Source organism: Streptomyces sp. NPDC001880, from assembly GCF_053594575.1.
This window is the reverse complement of record NZ_JBSFET010000050.1, coordinates 1-16,857: the sequence shown is the minus strand read 5'-3', so window position 1 is coordinate 16,857 and position 16,857 is coordinate 1. Positions and strand designations below refer to the sequence as shown.

Below are 16,857 nucleotides of genomic sequence, written 5' to 3'. Positions count from 1 at the left end.
GCTGGTCAAGCTCCGGGCACGCCACCGCGCGCAACTGGTGATCGTCGCCTACGAGACGGGCCTGGCAGGCGCGCACCGGCCCGCACCGGCCCGGACCGGCCATGAGTTGAGCCGCATGGTCGCTCTACCGCAGGTTGTCGGTACCCCTGTGAGGGTCGCCCGCGGCGGGGAGCGGTTGGTGTCCTTCGTCCCAGTGGTTGGACCATCCGCAGAGGCCGCATGCGTATCTGCCGTTGAGGCCGTGGATCTCGGCGTCGCAGCCGCGGCATCTGGTGGTGGTGATCTCGGGGGTCATGGCGGGGCCGGGTGCGGTGGACGACCAGCCGCACTGGTTGCTGCAGGTCCAGGACCCGTCGGGGCCCTGGGTGGCCGCTGCGCCGCAGTTTCCGCACGTCATCGGAGACCTCCCCGGGGTGGCCCCGCCGACGGGGTGCGGTGAGGCCGGGGCCAGTCTGGCAGGGGTTTGGGGGTGCTGGGGAGGGGTTCGGGATGCGAGTGACCTGTTCTGGGGTGGTTCGGCGCATGGTTCGCGTTCATTTTCGAACAGGTGCGGCATCGATACGTGTCCAAGTACGACTACCGCAAGTGCCGGGGCTCGCCCCTCTGCCCCTTCCTCCCTCTGCCCCTCGCCCCTTGTGGCCGGGGCCCCGGCCACGGGCGAGTCCGCGCGTCTCAGCCGGCGGGGGAGTCGCTGATCTTGCCGAGCGGGCTGATCTGAATCGGGCGCCATCGCATGGCGCCAAGTGGCATCGAGTGACACCAAGTGACGCCAAGTGGCACCGCGTGGCACCAAGTGGCATCGAGTAGTGCCACTTGGTGCCACGTGATGCCAAGTCGTGTCTCGTGAGGTGCGTGAGTACGCGTGGTGCCACACTGGATCGGCTCGCTCATTTCTGTATTTTCGCAGGTCGAGGCGAGTTTTCTTGGGTCAGCCCCAGAGGGGGTGCCATTGGGGCTTGCGGGCGGTGTCATATTGGTGCCATGATGGCGCCATGGACCTCACCCCGTATGTCGACACTCTCCGCCGTGAACTCGCGGTGGCCGCCGAAGCCGGCGGGGAAAATGCTCGTGAGCTGGCCGAGCGGCTCACCGCTCCGCTGGAGTCGGCGACCCGTCTGACCATGCTCAACGTGCTCTCCGCCGCGATGGACGAGATCACCCGAGAGCTCGCTCCCGGCTCGGTCGACGTACGGCTGCGCGGTCTCGACCCCGACTTCGTAGTGACGCTGCCGCCTGCCGGCGGCGGCCCCGCGGAGCCGGCCGCACCCGTCGAACCGCTCAAGGCGCAGGCTCCCGTAGAGGGTGACGAAGGTGGCACCGCCCGCGTGAATCTGCGTCTGCCGGCCCACCTCAAGGCGCGCGCCGAGGAGGCCGCGAGCCGCGAGGGTCTGTCGGTCAACGCGTGGCTGGTCCGAGCCGTTTCGGCCGCGGTCGACGGCGGTGGCGCATCGCGTACGACGGAGCGGACCCGCACCATCGGTCAAGGCTTCACGGGCTGGGTGCGCTAAGGGCGCCCGCCGCACTTCACCCACACCACGTCCCACCAGCGGGGACGCCCCAAGGACTCATGAGGACGGTACAGCCATGCCTTCTTTCGACACTTCCGAACCGATCTCGGCCACCGCTCACGTGGACGCCGGATCCATCCAGTTCAGCGCGGGCGACCGCCACGACACGGTCGTCGAGGTGCGGCCCCGCGACCCGAAGCGGGACCAGGACGTGCGGTCGGCCGACCAGACCGAGGTCACTTACGCGAGCGGCGTCCTGACCGTCAGGACGCCCAAGCAGCGCAACCTCTTCGGGCGCACCGGCACCGTCGACGTGACGGTCGAACTGCCCACGGGCTCGCACGTCGACGTGAGCGGCGCCTGGGCCCAGGTGCTCGGCGAGGGCCGGCTCGGCGAGGTTCGTGTGAAGGTCTCCTCCGGTGACGTCCGCCTCGACACGACCGGGCCGCTCCAGCTGACCGCCTCCCACGGCTCGATCACCGTCGACCGGGTCGAAGGCATGGCCGAGATCGCCACCAGTTCCGGCAGTCTGCGCGTCGGCAGCGTCGACGGCCCCGCCGTACTCAAGAACTCGCACGGCACCACGACCGTCGGCACCGTGACCGGCGAGTTGCGGGTGAGCGGCGCCAACGGCGACATCGACATCACGCGCGCCGGGGGATCGGTGGTCGCCACCACCGCCCACGGCACCCTCCGCGTCGCCGAAGTCGCCCGTGGCAGGGTCCAGTTGGAGACCTCTTACGGCGCCATCGAGGTCGGCATCCACGAGGGCACCGCCGCTTGGCTCGACGTCAACTCCGCCCACGGGCAGGTACGCAACACACTCGCCTCCTCCGAGGCTCCGGAGGAGACCGAGGAGACCGTCGAGGTCCGCGCCCGGACCCGCCACGGCAACATCGACGTACGCCGAGCCCGCCCCTGAACATTGGCCAACCCGGCCCTGCGTACCACCTCGCTCCCACTCCTCAGCCCCAGTCGCTTCAGCCTTCGAAAGGGAGGGCTCCGTGCATTCTTCTGTCATGTCCACGTCCAATCGGGACGGTAACGCGTCGTCCGACGCTGTCTCCGCTGTCGGTCTGCGCAAGTCGTACGGCGACAAGACCGTTCTCGACGGCGTTGATCTGCACATCCCGGCCGGGTCAGTGTTCGCGCTGCTCGGGCCCAACGGCGCCGGCAAGACGACCGTCGTGAAGATCCTTTCCACGCTCATCACCGCCGATGGCGGCCGGGCCCAGGTCGCGGGCCACGACGTCGCCACGTCACCGGACGGGGTACGCGCGGCGATCGGCGTCACCGGGCAGTTCTCCGCCGTTGACGGCCTGATCACAGGCGAGGAGAACATGCTCCTCATGGCGGACCTGCACCACCTGTCCAAGCACGAGGGGCGGCGGATCGCTGCCGAGCTGCTGGAGCGCTTCGACCTCACCGAGGCGGCGAAGAAGCCCGCCTCCACCTACTCCGGCGGTATGAAGCGCCGCCTCGACATCGCCATGACCCTGGTCGGCAACCCGCGGATCATCTTCCTCGACGAACCCACCACCGGCCTCGACCCCCGCTCCCGCCACAACATGTGGCAGATCATCCGCGAACTGGTCACCGGCGGTGTCACCGTCTTCCTCACCACCCAGTACCTGGACGAGGCCGACGAACTCGCCGACCGCATCGCCGTCCTCAACAACGGAAAGATCGCCGCCGAGGGCACCGCGGAAGAGCTGAAACGGCTGATCCCCGGCGGCCACATCCGGCTCCGCTTCACCGACCCGTCCGTGTACCGGTCTGCAGCCCACGCGCTGAGTGAGGCCACCCGGGACGACGAGGCGCTGTCGCTGCAGATCCCCAGCGACGGCAGCCAGCGCGAGCTGCGCTCCATCCTCGACTGGCTCGACTCGGCCGGCATCGAGGCCGCCGAGCTGACCGTGCACACCCCCGACCTCGATGACGTGTTCTTCGCCCTGACCGGCTCCGGCGTGCCGAGCCAGAAGACCAAGGAGGATGTCCGATGAGTTCTCTCTCCCTCGTAGTCCGCGACTCGTCGACGATGCTGCGCCGCAACCTCCTGCACGCGCGGCGCTACCCGTCCCTCACACTGAATTTGCTGCTCACGCCGATCACGCTGTTGCTGCTCTTCGTCTACATCTTCGGCGACGTGATGAGCGCGGGCATCGGCGGCGGTGCTGCGGACCGGTCCGAGTACATCGCCTACCTCGTGCCGGGCCTGCTGCTGATGACCATCGGCAGCACCACGATCGGAACCGCCGTGTCCGTCTCCAACGACATGACCGAGGGCATCATCGCCCGCTTCCGTACGATGGCGATCCACCGCACCTCCGTGATCACCGGGCACGTCATCGGCAGCGTGCTGCAGTCGATCGCCAGCGTGGTTCTCGTGGGCGCCGTCGGCGTGACCATCGGCTTCCGTTCCACCGACGCCACCGCCCTGGAGTGGCTCGCGGCATTCGGACTGCTCGCACTGTTCGCCCTGGCACTCACCTGGATCGCCGTCGGGATGGGCATGGTCAGCCCGAACGCCGAGGCGGCCGGCAACAACGCGATGCCGCTGATCTTCCTCCCGCTCATCTCCAGCGCCTTCGTCCCGGTCGACGCGATGCCGGGCTGGTTCCAGCCGATCGCCGAGTACCAGCCCTTCACGCCCGCCATCGAGACCCTGCGGGGCCTGCTGCTCGGCAGCGAGATCGGCAACAACGGATGGATCGCGATCGCCTGGTGCCTGGCTCTCTCCGCGCTCGGCTACTACTGGTCGAAGACGCTCTTCAACCGCGACCCGAAGTAACCGGGACGCCCGAGGGCGGCGCACTCCGACACACGTCGGGGTGCGCCGCCCCGTTCGCGTTCACGGTCTTCCGCGTTCGGAGCGCGTCGAACGCGTCTGGAACGCCTCCGCCGTGCAGTGGCGCATCGGCGAGTGATGCATCCGTGAGCCGCCCATATGAACGACTCCGTGGATACCGAGGCTTCTGCGCCTTCCGATGTCATTGGGCACGTTGCCGAGGTCTCGGAGGTCCTTACCGGACTGCGTCCCGACCTGATCGGCGTCCATCTGCATGGTTCGGCCGTTCTGGGGATTCAACGCTGATCGCAGTGACGTGTGGGACCTGCGCACGCGAAGCCCGGGCGCCCGGCCGGCGGCGGCGATCCGAAGTTCCCAGGTTCCGAGCCCGACCACCGGGCGCCGGCCGACACCACCCCGACGATCTGCCGGGACCCTTGTGAGGCGTCCGTCGATCACGACCAGCAACACAGCACTCGATGTTCAGCCCTGGGCCTCGGACGGGGCAGTGAACGAGATCCAGGTATCGGGCGGCAGTTCCGGGCGCCCCGGTACCGGCCTGCGTTCCTCGGCCCACGCCTTGCCGGCGATCTCGGTGGCAACGCGACGCCAGAAGGCGACCGCGGTCGAGTTGCCCTGCTGAAAGGCGACCTCCCACGGCCCGGGGTGCTTCGCCACGACCTCCCGAACGGCACGCAGCCCGATCCCCGCCCTACGTACACCACGAACCACGAAGAAGCTGTTCAGCACGCGCGTCGGGGCGGTGAGGCTGCGGACGAGGGCGAGACCAACGGGGGACGCGTCACTGGTCAGGAGGTAGGGCGCCCAGTCGGCCTGGGTGAGGGCGGCGTGGAGCCGATCGCTTCGGTAGGTGCCGTCCGGGTTGGGCAGCACACCGCTGTACTCCGACATGTCATGTCGAAACAGCAGCCAGAGGCGCTCCAGTATCGGCCGGTCATCCGGATCGGCGAGGCGCACGGATACATCGGTCATGGATCTCCTCCGTGTGAAGCGGTGCGGTTCGGCGGTGGGCTGGGCATCTCGGGGTCGTTCAGCCGGCCCGTGGACGGTACAGGGCATGAAAAAAGCCTCCCTGGCGGAGGCGAGGCCCGACCCGGAAAGCGTAAGTGCTGAGACATAACTCATCAGGCTCACGAATGGGCAGTCAATTAGGTTACTGGTAAAGGTATTTAATGTTCGGTGCCGACGATGGTGATGGCCTCCGCGCCCGCATTGCGTAGTCGGGTGTTGGTCTGGAGGCCGGCCGTCCCGTTCGCCGGTGAGCTGGTCACCGTCAGGGGGCAGGAGGAGCGGCGCACCCCCGTGAAGGACGTCCGGATTCGGCCCAGCCACTTGGCCCTGCTCCCGGATTCCCGATTCCTGCTGGTGAGCGGCCGCGCGTTCCGGAACGAGACCGAGGGCTCGTGGACGTCCAACACTGTGGTGTTCTCCGCGCAGGGGAGACCTGAAGCGGAGTTCTGCGTCGGCGATGACATCTCTGCCCTGGTCACCGACGTCCACGGCGGCATCTGGACGGCCTACGGAGACGAAGGCATCTACGGCGGCCACCCCGAGTCGGGAGCGGGCCTGGCAGGCTGGAACATCCAGGGCCGGACGGCCTGGGTCCCCGAGGGACGGCTGCCCGACCACCCGCTGGAAGGCTGCACCGCCGCGACCGCGAACGAAATGGTGTGGCTCGTCTGGTACTCCGGCAGCAGCCGGGGCAGCACCTTCCTGACACAGATCTCTCCATCCACCGGCGAGGTGGCCAGCTCTCCCAGCCCCGTCCCCGATCCGGACGGGTTCGCGGTCCGCGGCAACCGGGCGGTACTCACCCGCCGGAACCACAACAAGCGGTCCGTCGAGCTCGTACGTGCCGAACTCGACGGCACCACCTGGGCAGTGACCAGCCGCCGCACGCTTCGCGTGCCCGGGCGAGTGGTCATGCGCTGCGGCCAAGGCCGCAACGGCTCCCTCTGGCTCCGCGCAGGCAACACCTGGCTCCGCACAGAGGCATGAACACCCCCGACACCATCGCAGCCGATCCAACTCCGACGGCAGGTGGTCCTGGTTCGACGTCGCGCAGAACCGGAGGCTGAAGCTCAAGCTCAGCACCCGCCTGAACCCTGATGTCCCATCTCGTCGAGCCCGATTGTCAGTGCCGGGTGCAAGACTGCCCGGCATGATCGAACCGAACCCGAAAGCGGATCTTCTCCGTTACCTGCAGGAGGGGCGCGACGCCCTGATATGGAAGCTCGATGGGCTCTCGGAGTACGACATCCGCCGCCCGCTGACCCCCACGGGTACGAACCTGCTGGGGCTGGTCAAGCACATCGCAGGCGTGGAGCTGGGGTACTTCGGTGACACGTTCGGGCGGCCGTTCTTTGCCGAGGATCCGCCGCCCTGGTGGTACACGGAGGACGCAGAACCCAATGCGGACATGTGGGCCACCGCGGACGAGTCGCGCGAAGACATCGTTGGGCTGTACCACCAGGCGTGGGAGCACTCCAACAGCACGATTGCGACGCTGGAGCTCGACGCGATCGGACACGTCCCGTGGTGGCCGGAGGAGCGGCGGGAGGTGACGCTGAACCACATCCTGGTGCGCGTCATCTCCGACACCCAACGGCACGCCGGCCACGCCGACATCGTGCGAGAGCTCATTGATGGATCCGTCGGATGCCAGGAGGGCAACGACAGCATGCCACCAGAAGATCGGGCATGGTGGGAGAAGCACCGGCGTCGGCTGGAGCGGGTAGCGCGAGAAGCCGACAACGGCTGATCCTGCTCTGCCCTGCTCCCGCCGACGGGCCGCCGCGCGTCCACCTCGCCCGCCGAGCGTGGCAGCGCGGTCAGCGGCTCCGAGCAGGCGGCCGCCCACCCGGTGAGCCGGCCCTGGACGAGCACCGCTCCTGTGACACTCGCGGGGCCACGACTTCTTGCTGAGACACCGAGTCCGGGCGCTCAACTGTTCAAGGAGGCCACATAGGGCGACAACTTGGCCGGATTCATGACCCACATGATCCGGTCGATTCCCTCCACGGACACATCCACGGACAGCAGAGCCACAGCGTTCCCGGCGGAGGAGACGAGCACGGCCGGCAGCCCGTTGGCCTCCGTCCACCGCAGCTCCGACCCGGGCCAGAAGCGCGGCGCGAAAGCCAGGAGGTACTTGGAGACGTGCGTTCGTCCGACGACCGGGATCTTCGAGGCGGCGCGTATCCCACCACCGTCGGAGTAGCTGATGACGTCTGCGGCAAGGACCTTTTCGAGCACTGTCAGGTTCCCGGTCCGTGCCGCGTCCAGGAACACTCCCAGCAGGCGCCGGTGGTCGGCGGGGCTGACCCGCTCCCTGCGCTCGGCGGCCAGGTGCTTGCGCGCCCGGCTGACCAGCTGGCGGGCGTTGGCCTCGGTCGTCTCCAGGATGTGCGCGACCTGCCGGTAGGGGTATTCGAATGCCTCGCGCAGCACGTAGGCGGCTCGTTCCACCGGGTTCAGCTTCTCGAGGAGCAGCAGGACCGCCAGTTCCACGGCCTCGGCCCGCTCCGCCCCCACCTGCGGGTCCAGGTCGGTGCTGACCGGCTCGGGCAGCCACGGACCCGTGTACGACTCCCGGCGCACCCGGGCGGACTGGGCGGAGTTGATGGCCAGACGGGTGGTGATCGTGGTCAGGAAGGCCGCCGGTTCGAGGACGTTCTCCCGGTCGGCCGCCTGCCAGCGCAGCCAGACGTCCTGCACGATGTCCTCGGCCTCCACCGCGCTGCCGAGCATCCGGTAGGCGATGCCGAACAGCTGGGGGCGTACGGCGAGGAAGTCCTTCGTCGCCCTGTTGAGGGAAGCGTCGTCGCCAGTGTGCATGGTCGCCCCTTCGGCTTGATCGCCGTCATCTTACAAACCGGGCGGAGCGGGGCGTTCGTTCAGCGGAACGCAGCCAGGTCGGCGCAGCTCTCCGGCTGCTGGTTGCTTCTCGCGTCCGTGCAGGGCGCCTTTCTCCTCTGCCAAGACCCTCTCGGACCTCGTACATGTCACAGATCCACACGCTGTTCGGTCAGCACTGCGAACGGTCATGGAGCAGCGTCCGAGTACGTGGCACACGGAGCGCCCCACCCATGACATGGCGGCCCACGGAAGGTGCACAACAGTGTCGGACAATCACGCAGCGCACATGCACGGAGCCGGCGACCGGGCGGCGTCCGAGAGTTGGATGACCGCGGCGCAAGTGCTTCAGGACGCCGCGCCGCTGACGATCCCCGAAGGCGCCTCGGCGATGACCGTCCAGATCGAGTGGGAGCCCGGCGACCCGGGAACCCCGCCGCACCGCCACTCCGGGCCCGCCTTCGGGTACGTCGTCGAGGGCGCGGTCCGCTTCGAGTTGGAGGGCGAACCCGAGCGGGTGGTGGGGGCCGGTGGCACGTTCTGGGAGCCGGGCGGCGACGTGATCCACTACCAGGACGGCAACGCGCTCAGCGACGCGCGTACCCGGTTCGTGGTGACCATGATGTGTGCGCCGGGAAAGCCCATGCTCGAACTCGTTCCCAAGGAGGAACTGGAGCAGCGCGTCCATCTGCGTGCGCCGCGGCCCACCGAGTGAGACCACCGGCGACGGCCGGGCACCCCGGTATCACCGTGCGCCGATGACAGCCTTGCTGCTCCTGCTCATCTTGCCGCGGTCGCCAGGCCGTCGGTCGCGGTCGGACCGGGCGCGACGGCGTTCACCGGACCCCGACGCTGCGAGGGCGATGGCTGTGGCCCGGCCGATGCCAGATCCCGCGCCCGTGACGACGGCGACGTGGCCCGAGAAGCGCAGTGGTGCGGAGCTGGAGATGAGGTTTCTCTGTTCGTTGCTTCGATGAACCCGGAAGCCCGCCTCTTTGTCGCAGGCCGGGGAAGGGGCGACGAGGAGGCGGGCGGCACGTCCGCCGACGTGCCCGGCGGCTCAGCCGAACTGGCCGGGCTGGTAGCTTCCGGCAGGCTGCTGGGTGATGACGTTGATGCGGTTGTAGGCGTTGATGACGGCGATGAGGCCGACCAGCGCGGCCAGTTGGTCCTCGTCGAAGTGCTTGGCGGCGTTCTCCCAGGCTTCGTCGGTGACCCCGCCGGCGGCGTCGGCGATCCGACTGCCCTGTTCCGTCAGCTCCAGCGCGGCACGTTCGGCGTCGGTGAAGACCGTGGCCTCCCGCCAGGCCGCCACCAGGTTGAGGCGCTGAGCGGTCTCGCCCGCGTGGGTGGCATCCTTGGTGTGCATGTCGGTGCAGAAGCCGCAGCCGTTGATCTGGCTCGCGCGGATCTTCACCAGTTCCTGTGTCGCGTGCGGCAGTGTCGAGTCCACGACCACCTTGTTGGCCGAATTGATGTGCTTCATGAGCTTGAGCCCAAGGGCACTGCCGAAGTAGTTGAGACGCGCATCCATAGTGTGCTCTCCTCGCCGTAGTGCGGATTCACACTGTTGACCGGGCCGTCCGGTGAAATGTGACGGACAGGCGGTGTGACCTGCATCATATTTCGGAGGGTATGTGCGCTTCTGTCATGACGTGCGTTCGTGCTGTGCCCCGCCGCCACGTCCGCGGAAGGGCAGGCGCTGTCTCCGTAACCCTGCGCCGCACCGGCAGGGAACGACCTTGCCTGTACACACCGTGTTCGATTGACACCGCAGACGGGCCGTGACCGGTGGCCCGGCCCCCGTCCGGCCCTCTCGGACTGCGCGGACTGCGCGGTCGGCCTGAGGCTGGAGGCCGGGCCAGGCGGCGGCGGACCGCGGGCCCGTGCAGTCGTCCTCCGCCATCGAGCAGCGGAGGAACCATGGCTGACCAGCACGAGGAGACCGGCCGCATCGTGGTCGGGGTGGACGGATCGGAGTCGTCGAAGCAGGCCCTGCGCTGGGCCGTGCGTCAGGCGGAGCTGACCGGTGGTGTGGTGGAGGCAGTGACCGCCTGGGACATTCCGCAGTTCCACGGCGCGCTCGGCTGGTTGCCCCCGTCGAGCAGCGACGAGGCGGCCCTGGAGGGCCGGGCGCGCAGAGAACTCGCGGAAGCCATCGAGGAGACCGTGGGATCGCAGCCGCCGGTGGAGGTGCGTACGGAGGCTCGCTACGGAACCGCTGCCGGTGTGCTGCTCGAAGCGTCCCGCGGCGCGTTCATGCTGGTGGTCGGAAGCCGCGGTCTCGGGGGCTTCTCGGGGCTGCTGCTGGGATCGGTGGCCCAGCACTGCACCCAGCACGCTGCCTGTCCGGTCGTCGTGGTCCGTGATGGTGACCAGTGAACCCGTGACGAGCCGCCGATACAGCAGGATGACATTGAGCCGTGTCGGTCGATCACCCGCGGATGGTGGCGACCACCAGAGCCATCGCCGAGCGCCTGTCAGCAGGTGACCGGCTGTTCTACCGCTACTCGCACGAGGAGACCTCCGACGGCCTGCCCGGCGACGAGGGCGACTTCGACCTGTGCAGTTTCTGGCTCGTCGACAATCTCATCGGGGAGGGACGGACCGAGGAAGCACCGTGGTACCCGGCCCCGGGACGCGAAGCCCCGTACCGGAGTTCAGCGCCGAGCCAGAGCCAGCACGCTCAGACCGAACATCAGGACGCCCAGGGGGAGACGGACCGACGGGACGTGTGCGATGCCGAGCACGACCTGGGCCGAGGCGAGTACCAGGAAACCCGACGCGTGCCAGACAGGCCGGGGCGAGCCGCCGCCCGGCTTCCACGCCAGCACCGCCGCGAGCACGTACAGCATCGATGCCCCGTACATCACACGGGCTCCGACACTGTGCAGCGTCTCTCCGTAGGACGCGGTCAGCAGCAGTCCGGCGGAGACCGCCTGAAGGAAAATGGTCAGGGTCTGCAGAGCGATCGCCCGCGGAGCGGGTGGCGTTCGTCCTGCACGATGTCTTCCGGTACCCGTTCGCCGAGATCGCCGGGGTTCTCGGCCGAACCCCCGCGGCCTGCAAGCAACTGGCGGCCTCCGCCCGGCGGCGGGTGGGCGTCGCGCGCGCTCCGGTGACGGCGACCGGCCGGACCGACGTGGTGCGGCGCGTCAAAGAGGCATGGGAGACCAACGACATCGCAGCCCTCGTCGGTCTTCTCGACCCGGCCGCCGTGATGACCGCCGACGGCGGCGGCATGGTCGGCACCGTCCTGCGCCCGGTCGAGGGCGGCGCGCGCATCGCCCAGTACATGGTCGCCATTGCCGACAAGGCCCCAGGGCTCGAACTCATGGAGCGGTCGGTCAACGGTGTGCCGGGCCTGGTCGCCCAGCGCGACGGCGCCGTCATGACCGTGGCCTCGTTCGATGTCTCCGACGGGCGCGTCACCCGGATCTGGGCGGTCCGCAACCCGGAGAAGCTGCGGCCGTGGGCGCTTGCCGGACGATGACCGTGCCGGACCGGGGTAGGCGTGGGTGCCGGAGCACGGGGCGGTCGGACGGGACTTGTCACAGATCGAGCCGACGGCGGTGGGGACTTCGGCGCGCCTTGTGCCGCTGGTCACCGTCCGGGGCGGTCGGCAGCATTGGCGGGCGTCGCACGGCGGGTCACCGCCCGACAGCCCGCGCGATCAGAGCCGGAGGTACGAGAACGAGGACGTCGTGTCCGGGGGATGGGCGGGGCAGTCCGACGCATGGCGGTGCCGCAACGTCCGCGAAGGAACAGCGTGATCACCGCCGTACGGCAAAACGCCACACCGGCAGTCCTCTCCGCCTCGCACAAAGTTGCCAATTACTGATGCCATCCGGACACCGAAGCCATGGCGAAGGGAGGGCGCGGCCGACAGGCTCTAGTGTCCTCGCTCGTGACTGAAATTTCCTCGTATCACCGTGTGACAGCTGATGCCTACGATGCCATCGCTGTTCTCTATGCCGAATTGCCCCGCGATGACCTCCACACTCTTCCGCTGGATCGCGCGGTGCTCGCCGCGTTCGCCGAGACTGTGCGGGCCGCTGGTTCCGGGCCAGTCGCCGAGTTGGGATGCGGCCCTGGACCTGTCACTGCCCACCTGCGGGATCTGGGGCTGGACGTCTTCGGTGTCGACCTGTCGCCGGTGATGATCGATCTCGCCCGCAAGACATACCCGGACCTGCGGTTCGAGATCGGTTCCATGGACGCCCTGGAGCTGACCGATGGACAGTTGCAGGGCATCGTGTCCTGGTATTCGGTCATTCACACCCCACCGCAGGGCGTGCGCCAGTACTTCGCCGAGTTCCGTCGGGTACTCGCGCCCGACGGAGCTCTTCTGCTTGCTTTCTTCGAGTCGGAGGGCGAGCCGATCACGACGTTCGACCACAAGGTGACGACGGCCTACCGATGGCCTGTCGACGACCTCGCGGAGCTGGCCGGTGAGGCCGGCTTCACCGAGGTCGGCCGGATGCTGCGCGAACCATGTGAGGGGGAACGGTTCCGCCGGGGGCATCTGCTGATGCGCGCAGGGAAGTGACTCCCGGCGGGCCGGGGAACCCTGAACCTCAATGGTGGCCAGGGCTCGGCAGGGAAGGCGTCCGTGACATTCGGCGGGCGGTGCGGAAACGGCCGGCCGTGGGACGACGCCGATGGTCGGGTGCGCGGACGCCGTACCCGGACAAGGGCTCAGGCGCTTGACCTTGACACAGTGACAAGGAATTCACTGTGGCCGAGGAGGTGGTCCTGATGACCATGCCGAAAGAGGGCACGAACACGACGCGAGTTCTCCAGGGGCTGGAGAACAACAACTCGTCGGTCCGGCTGCAGGCAGCGCTGACGGTCGGCACGACCCCGGACCCGGGGTTCGTCGGCAAGCTCATCGAGCGATGCGCCGTCGAGCCCGAGTTCTACGTACGCGAAATGCTGACGTGGGCACTCACCCGCCACGCCGCATCGATGACGGTCCCGGTGCTTCTCGGCGAAGTCCGCTCGGAGCGTGTGCAGGCAAGGAGCCAGGCCTTGCACACGCTGTCCAAGATCGGGGACCGGCAGGCGTGGCCGGCGATCACACCGGCGCTGCTGTCCGACGCCGACGACGAGGTGGCCCGGAGCGCCTGGCGGGCAGCGGTCGTGCTGGTGCCCGAAGGCGAGGAGTACGCGTTGGCCTTGGCGCTGGCGACGCAGCTCGGACGCGGCGAATGCGAGACGCAGCTGAGCCTCAGCCGGGCGCTGATCGCGCTCGGGGAGGTGATGCTGCCGGCACTGGGCGCCGCGACGACGGATCCCGACCCTCGCGTGCGGGCGCACGCGATCGCCACGGAACGGCTGTGGCACGACCCGGATGCCGGATTCGAGTTCGCGATCGAGGAGGCGAAGCGCATAGTGGCCCTCGGCGGGGCCGACGAGGAGGGGCGGTAGGCAGTGTTGATCGGTGATGTCGCGCAGCGGTCCGGGGTCAGCGCCCGCATGCTCAGGCATTACGAATCGCTCGGCCTGGTACGGCCGACGGGCCGTACCGGCTCCGGCTACCGGGAGTACTCCGGCGAGGACATCCGGCGAATCTTCCACATCGAGAGCCTGCGGTCCTTGGGGCTGTCGCTGCGCGATGTCGGGCGCGCGCTCGACGACCCCGGCTTCGCGCCCGCGGAGCTCGTCGACGACCTCATCCGCCGGACGCGAGACCGCATCGCAGCGGAGACGGAGTTGCTCACGCGACTCCGTCGGATCGGTGCCGCGGAACCCGCCGGCTGGGAGGAGGTTCTCCAGATCGTCACACTCCTCCAGGCGTTGGGGTCGAAGAACGCGGGAGCGCGGCAGCGCGCGGCCCTGTCCGCGGTCGAGGAAGTGCCCGTCCCGGTGGAAGCACTGGTCGAGGCCGTACTGAGCGAGCCGGACCCGAACGTCGCCGGAGCGCTTCGCTGGGCTCTGGCGCAATCGGGCGGGGACGGGCCGGCACTGCTGGCCCAGGGCCTCGGCTCACCCGCCGCCGAGGTACGGAAGCGTGCCGTCCAGTCCATCGCCGAGATTCCGAACAGTGAGGCGACCGCATTGCTGCACGACGCTCTTACCAACCCCGACATCGTGGTCCGCAGGTACGCGGCACTGGCACTCGGGGCACGTGGAGCAGCCGACGCGGTCCCGACGCTCATCGACATGATCGTCGAGGGGAGCAACGACGCCGACGCAGCCGATGCACTGAGCACGCTGGCGAGCGATCCCGCGCTGGAGGCCCGGATCGCTGCCGGGCTTGTCGACCGCCTTGCCCACAACACCGTTGAACTGCCCGGGCGACGACGGCTGACACAGGCGCTCGCGGACATCCCGGGAAGCCTGGTGTCATGTGCCCTCGCGGATCTGTCACATGACGAAGACCGTGCCGTTGCGCTTACCGCGACGTACATTCTCAAGCTGCGCAACACGCGATAGCGGGCATGGTGGCTCCGGACACTGATCGCGCCCGAAGCGTTCGGCGATGGCCGGCATCAGACTCTCGGCGAGGGCATCGGCATCGGCTGGTGCGCCACGGGTGCTCGGGCGGTGTGCCAGGCAGCCGTTCCTGGTCAGCCGGTCCCGGTCAGCTGGTCCCGGTCAGCTGGTCCCGGTCGCGAAAGGGCCGCCTTCGCCGAACGCGAGCCGCCCGAAGTTCTCGCCGATGCGGCGGTGTCCTGCCGGATCGGGATGGACTTCGTCGGGCAGCGGAAATTCTGCGTAGTCCTTCTCACCGTAGAGGGCACGGCCGTCGAGGTAGTGCAGGTTCGGGTCGTCGGCCGCCCGCTGCTCGACGATCCGGGCGAGTTCGTCGCGGATGACGTTGAGCGTCAGGCGCCCGGCAGCGCGTTCGGCCGGATCGCCTGTCGCTCTGAACCGCAGGGAGCCGGCGTCGAAGTCGGGTGCGAGAGGGCCGGGGGTGTCCTCCTGGACCGGGCACAGGATGGGGGACACGACCAGCAGTGGTGTGGTCGGATGCCCCTCACGGATGGTGTCGAGGAAGCCGTGGACCGCGGGGGAGAAGGCGCGCAGGCGCATGACATCGCTGTTGACGACGTTGATGCCGACCTTGACGCTGATCAGGTCCGCGGGTGCGTCCCTCATCGCACGGGCGGTGAACGGGTCGAGCAGCGCGCTGCCGCCGAACCCCAGGTTGACGAGATCCACCCGGCCCCGGGCGGCTGCCAGGGCCGGCCAGATGACGGTCGGATGAGTGGCGTTCGAGCCGTGGCTGATGGAACTGCCGTGGTGCAGCCACACCCTGCGCCCGCTGTCCGGAGCCTTCTCGACGGGCGCATCGGTGCGCAGGGCGATCAGTTCGGTGATCTCCGTATGCGGGAGCCAGATCTCGATGTCCTTGTCACCCATGGGCAGTTCGGTGAACCGGGCGGTGCCGGCATGCCCAGGTGACAGCTCGGAGGTCTGGGCGACCATGTCGGTGATCGTGCGTACGTTGCCGCCGGCCACCGTGGCCTGGGCGGCGAGACGACCATCGACCAGCAGGTCGTACACGCCGTCCGCCGGGGCCGGGAAGCCTCGGTAGACGCGTTTGGTGGGCAGTGTGTCCAGTTCGATCGTGGTGGCCCGGGTGCGGAAGACCAACCGCACGCCGGAGGGCTGGGCCTCGGCCACTGCCAGTTGGTCGTCGGGGATCTGCCGACGTGCCCGGGCGGGCAGCCGATGGGGCAGCAGACCGTGCGCGGTCGCTTCCACGTCGAGGAAGCCGCGCAGGATGTCCGTGGTGACAGGTGTGGTGATCGTGTCGTGCTCGGTGTTCATTTCCTCAGCCCGTTGACCAATATGTCTGGAACGTTCGGATGCGCGGGTGCCCGGCGCGGGTGACCGCCTCCGGCGGTGCGGGCGGCTGGTCAGGGTGTGGCCCGGTTCCGTAGCAGCGCGTCGAGGGAATCCACGATCCACACCCAGGATTCCTGCGAGTCGGGGGCGCTGTGCTCGAAGCCTCCGGCCAGCTCCAGGCTGACGTAGCCGTGGAAGACGCTGCCCAGCATCCGTACCGCGTGCGTCTGGTCCGGCTCCGTCAGGTCGTAGCCGCGCAGGATCGCCCGCGTCATCTGTGCGTGCCGCACTCCGGCGCTGGCGGCCGCCGTCTCGGGATCGAGTCTGAGGCGGGCGGCGGCGTAGCGGCCGGGGTGCTCCCGCGCATAGTCGCGATAGGCATCCGCAAAGGCGGCCAGGGCGTCCTTGCCGGCACGCCCGGCCACGGCATCGGCGACCCGGTCCGCGAGTTCCTCCAACGCGAACAGCGCGATCCGGGTCCTGAGCTCATGGGAGTTCTTCAGGTGCGAGTACAGACTCGCGACCTTGACGTCGAACCGCCGGGCGAGCGCCGAGACGGTCACCTGATCGAAACCGACCTCGTCGGCCAGTTCCGCTCCCGCCAGGGTCAGACGCGCCGGCGTCAGTCCCACTCTGGCCATGATCTTCCTCCCATCCAGCTATGGCTATTATGCATTTGCCTAAAGGCCTTAGGTAAACCAGCGTGTCCTTTGTGAGACCTCTGGCCGCGCGGGAGATCCGCACCGCCTTCGTGAACTGCACCAAGGGAGAGGCCAAGCGCCTGTCCTCGCCGAGCGGCCCCGCCTGCCCCGCCAAGCTCGTCGGCATGTCCGAGGGCCAGAGTTCATGTACGTGAGGTCAATGAGCACCGATCCCAGGGACGGTGCT

At 68.6% G+C, this 16,857-nt stretch carries 18 protein-coding genes and 2 pseudogenes; 13 read left to right on the top strand and 7 right to left on the bottom strand.

Annotated features, from left to right (window positions below):
- Positions 1-124 precede the first annotated feature (124 nt).
- Positions 125-397 (bottom strand): hypothetical protein, encoded by a 273-nt coding sequence (locus tag ACWCQ6_RS23975; protein ID WP_451092332.1) that lies wholly within the window; start codon positions 395-397, stop codon positions 125-127.
- A 595-nt stretch (positions 398-992) separates the two neighbouring features.
- Here ACWCQ6_RS23975 and ACWCQ6_RS23970 point away from each other — a divergent pair.
- From ACWCQ6_RS23970 to ACWCQ6_RS23955, 4 genes are all read left to right on the top strand, one after another.
- Entirely contained in the window at positions 993-1,508 is a 516-nt protein-coding gene (locus ACWCQ6_RS23970) for a toxin-antitoxin system HicB family antitoxin (protein WP_451092331.1), read from the top strand.
- 76 nt (positions 1,509-1,584) lie between these two features.
- A complete protein-coding gene (locus ACWCQ6_RS23965) occupies positions 1,585-2,430 on the top strand; it encodes a DUF4097 family beta strand repeat-containing protein (protein WP_451092329.1) in 846 nt (281 codons plus the stop codon).
- Between the two features lie 97 nt (positions 2,431-2,527).
- Positions 2,528-3,511, top strand: a complete 984-nt coding sequence (locus tag ACWCQ6_RS23960; protein ID WP_451092327.1) for an ATP-binding cassette domain-containing protein — start codon at positions 2,528-2,530, stop codon at positions 3,509-3,511.
- The gene (locus ACWCQ6_RS23955) at positions 3,508-4,299 is read left to right on the top strand and encodes an ABC transporter permease (RefSeq protein WP_451092325.1); all 792 of its coding nucleotides are present in this window, start codon (positions 3,508-3,510) and stop codon (positions 4,297-4,299) included. The genes ACWCQ6_RS23960 and ACWCQ6_RS23955 overlap by 4 nt, the downstream gene beginning before the upstream one ends.
- A 480-nt stretch (positions 4,300-4,779) precedes the next feature.
- Here ACWCQ6_RS23955 and ACWCQ6_RS23950 read toward each other — a convergent pair whose 3' ends face one another.
- Positions 4,780-5,289 carry a GNAT family N-acetyltransferase gene (locus ACWCQ6_RS23950; protein ID WP_451092323.1) on the bottom strand — a complete coding sequence of 170 codons (510 nt, stop codon included), beginning with the start codon at positions 5,287-5,289 and terminating at the stop codon, positions 4,780-4,782.
- Positions 5,290-5,541: 252 nt separating this feature from the next.
- On the opposite strand from ACWCQ6_RS23950, the gene ACWCQ6_RS23945 reads away from it, so the two are divergent.
- Both ACWCQ6_RS23945 and ACWCQ6_RS23940 read left to right on the top strand, forming a co-directional pair.
- The gene (locus ACWCQ6_RS23945; protein WP_451092321.1) at positions 5,542-6,315 is read left to right on the top strand and encodes a hypothetical protein; all 774 of its coding nucleotides are present in this window, start codon (positions 5,542-5,544) and stop codon (positions 6,313-6,315) included.
- Between the two features lie 163 nt (positions 6,316-6,478).
- Positions 6,479-7,078, top strand: a complete 600-nt coding sequence (locus ACWCQ6_RS23940) for a DinB family protein (protein ID WP_451092319.1) — start codon at positions 6,479-6,481, stop codon at positions 7,076-7,078.
- A 182-nt stretch (positions 7,079-7,260) separates the two neighbouring features.
- Here the strand turns inward: ACWCQ6_RS23940 and ACWCQ6_RS23935 are convergent, their stop codons facing one another.
- Positions 7,261-8,154 carry an RNA polymerase sigma-70 factor gene (locus tag ACWCQ6_RS23935; protein ID WP_451092317.1) on the bottom strand — a complete coding sequence of 298 codons (894 nt, stop codon included), beginning with the start codon at positions 8,152-8,154 and terminating at the stop codon, positions 7,261-7,263.
- Between the two features lie 283 nt (positions 8,155-8,437).
- Between ACWCQ6_RS23935 and ACWCQ6_RS23930 the strand changes: the two genes are divergently transcribed.
- Complete coding sequence (locus ACWCQ6_RS23930; protein ID WP_451092315.1) at positions 8,438-8,887, top strand: cupin domain-containing protein; 450 nt, start codon at positions 8,438-8,440, stop codon at positions 8,885-8,887.
- A 345-nt stretch (positions 8,888-9,232) separates the two neighbouring features.
- Here the strand turns inward: ACWCQ6_RS23930 and ACWCQ6_RS23925 are convergent, their stop codons facing one another.
- Entirely contained in the window at positions 9,233-9,706 is a 474-nt protein-coding gene (locus ACWCQ6_RS23925) for a carboxymuconolactone decarboxylase family protein (RefSeq protein WP_451092313.1), read from the bottom strand.
- Positions 9,707-10,095: 389 nt separating this feature from the next.
- Between ACWCQ6_RS23925 and ACWCQ6_RS23920 the strand changes: the two genes are divergently transcribed.
- Complete coding sequence (locus ACWCQ6_RS23920) at positions 10,096-10,554, top strand: universal stress protein (protein ID WP_451092311.1); 459 nt, start codon at positions 10,096-10,098, stop codon at positions 10,552-10,554.
- Between the two features lie 278 nt (positions 10,555-10,832).
- On the opposite strand, the gene ACWCQ6_RS23915 is transcribed toward ACWCQ6_RS23920, so the two are convergent.
- Positions 10,833-11,144 carry a hypothetical protein gene (locus tag ACWCQ6_RS23915; protein ID WP_451092394.1) on the bottom strand — a complete coding sequence of 104 codons (312 nt, stop codon included), beginning with the start codon at positions 11,142-11,144 and terminating at the stop codon, positions 10,833-10,835.
- On the opposite strand from ACWCQ6_RS23915, the pseudogene ACWCQ6_RS23910 reads away from it, so the two are divergent.
- The 4 genes and pseudogenes from ACWCQ6_RS23910 to ACWCQ6_RS23895 form a co-directional block, all read left to right on the top strand.
- Positions 11,144-11,665, top strand: a pseudogene (locus tag ACWCQ6_RS23910) (sigma factor-like helix-turn-helix DNA-binding protein); the annotation flags it as partial. The gene ACWCQ6_RS23915 and the pseudogene ACWCQ6_RS23910 sit on opposite strands and share 1 nt — an antisense overlap.
- A gap of 414 nt (positions 11,666-12,079) precedes the next feature.
- Positions 12,080-12,721: a class I SAM-dependent DNA methyltransferase gene (locus tag ACWCQ6_RS23905; RefSeq protein WP_451092309.1), complete on the top strand. Its 642-nt coding sequence runs from the start codon at positions 12,080-12,082 to the stop codon at positions 12,719-12,721.
- 209 nt (positions 12,722-12,930) lie between these two features.
- Positions 12,931-13,602: a HEAT repeat domain-containing protein gene (locus tag ACWCQ6_RS23900; RefSeq protein WP_451092307.1), complete on the top strand. Its 672-nt coding sequence runs from the start codon at positions 12,931-12,933 to the stop codon at positions 13,600-13,602.
- A gap of 3 nt (positions 13,603-13,605) precedes the next feature.
- Positions 13,606-14,610: a HEAT repeat domain-containing protein gene (locus ACWCQ6_RS23895; RefSeq protein ID WP_451092305.1), complete on the top strand. Its 1,005-nt coding sequence runs from the start codon at positions 13,606-13,608 to the stop codon at positions 14,608-14,610.
- Positions 14,611-14,772: 162 nt separating this feature from the next.
- Here the strand turns inward: ACWCQ6_RS23895 and ACWCQ6_RS23890 are convergent, their stop codons facing one another.
- A complete protein-coding gene (locus ACWCQ6_RS23890; protein WP_451092303.1) occupies positions 14,773-15,951 on the bottom strand; it encodes a GDSL-type esterase/lipase family protein in 1,179 nt (392 codons plus the stop codon).
- An 89-nt stretch (positions 15,952-16,040) separates the two neighbouring features.
- Positions 16,041-16,610 carry a TetR/AcrR family transcriptional regulator gene (locus ACWCQ6_RS23885; protein ID WP_451092301.1) on the bottom strand — a complete coding sequence of 190 codons (570 nt, stop codon included), beginning with the start codon at positions 16,608-16,610 and terminating at the stop codon, positions 16,041-16,043.
- Between the two features lie 71 nt (positions 16,611-16,681).
- Here ACWCQ6_RS23885 and ACWCQ6_RS23880 point away from each other — a divergent pair.
- Positions 16,682-16,762: pseudogene (locus ACWCQ6_RS23880) on the top strand (FBP domain-containing protein); the annotation flags it as partial.
- Between the last annotated feature and the right edge of the window lie 95 nt (positions 16,763-16,857).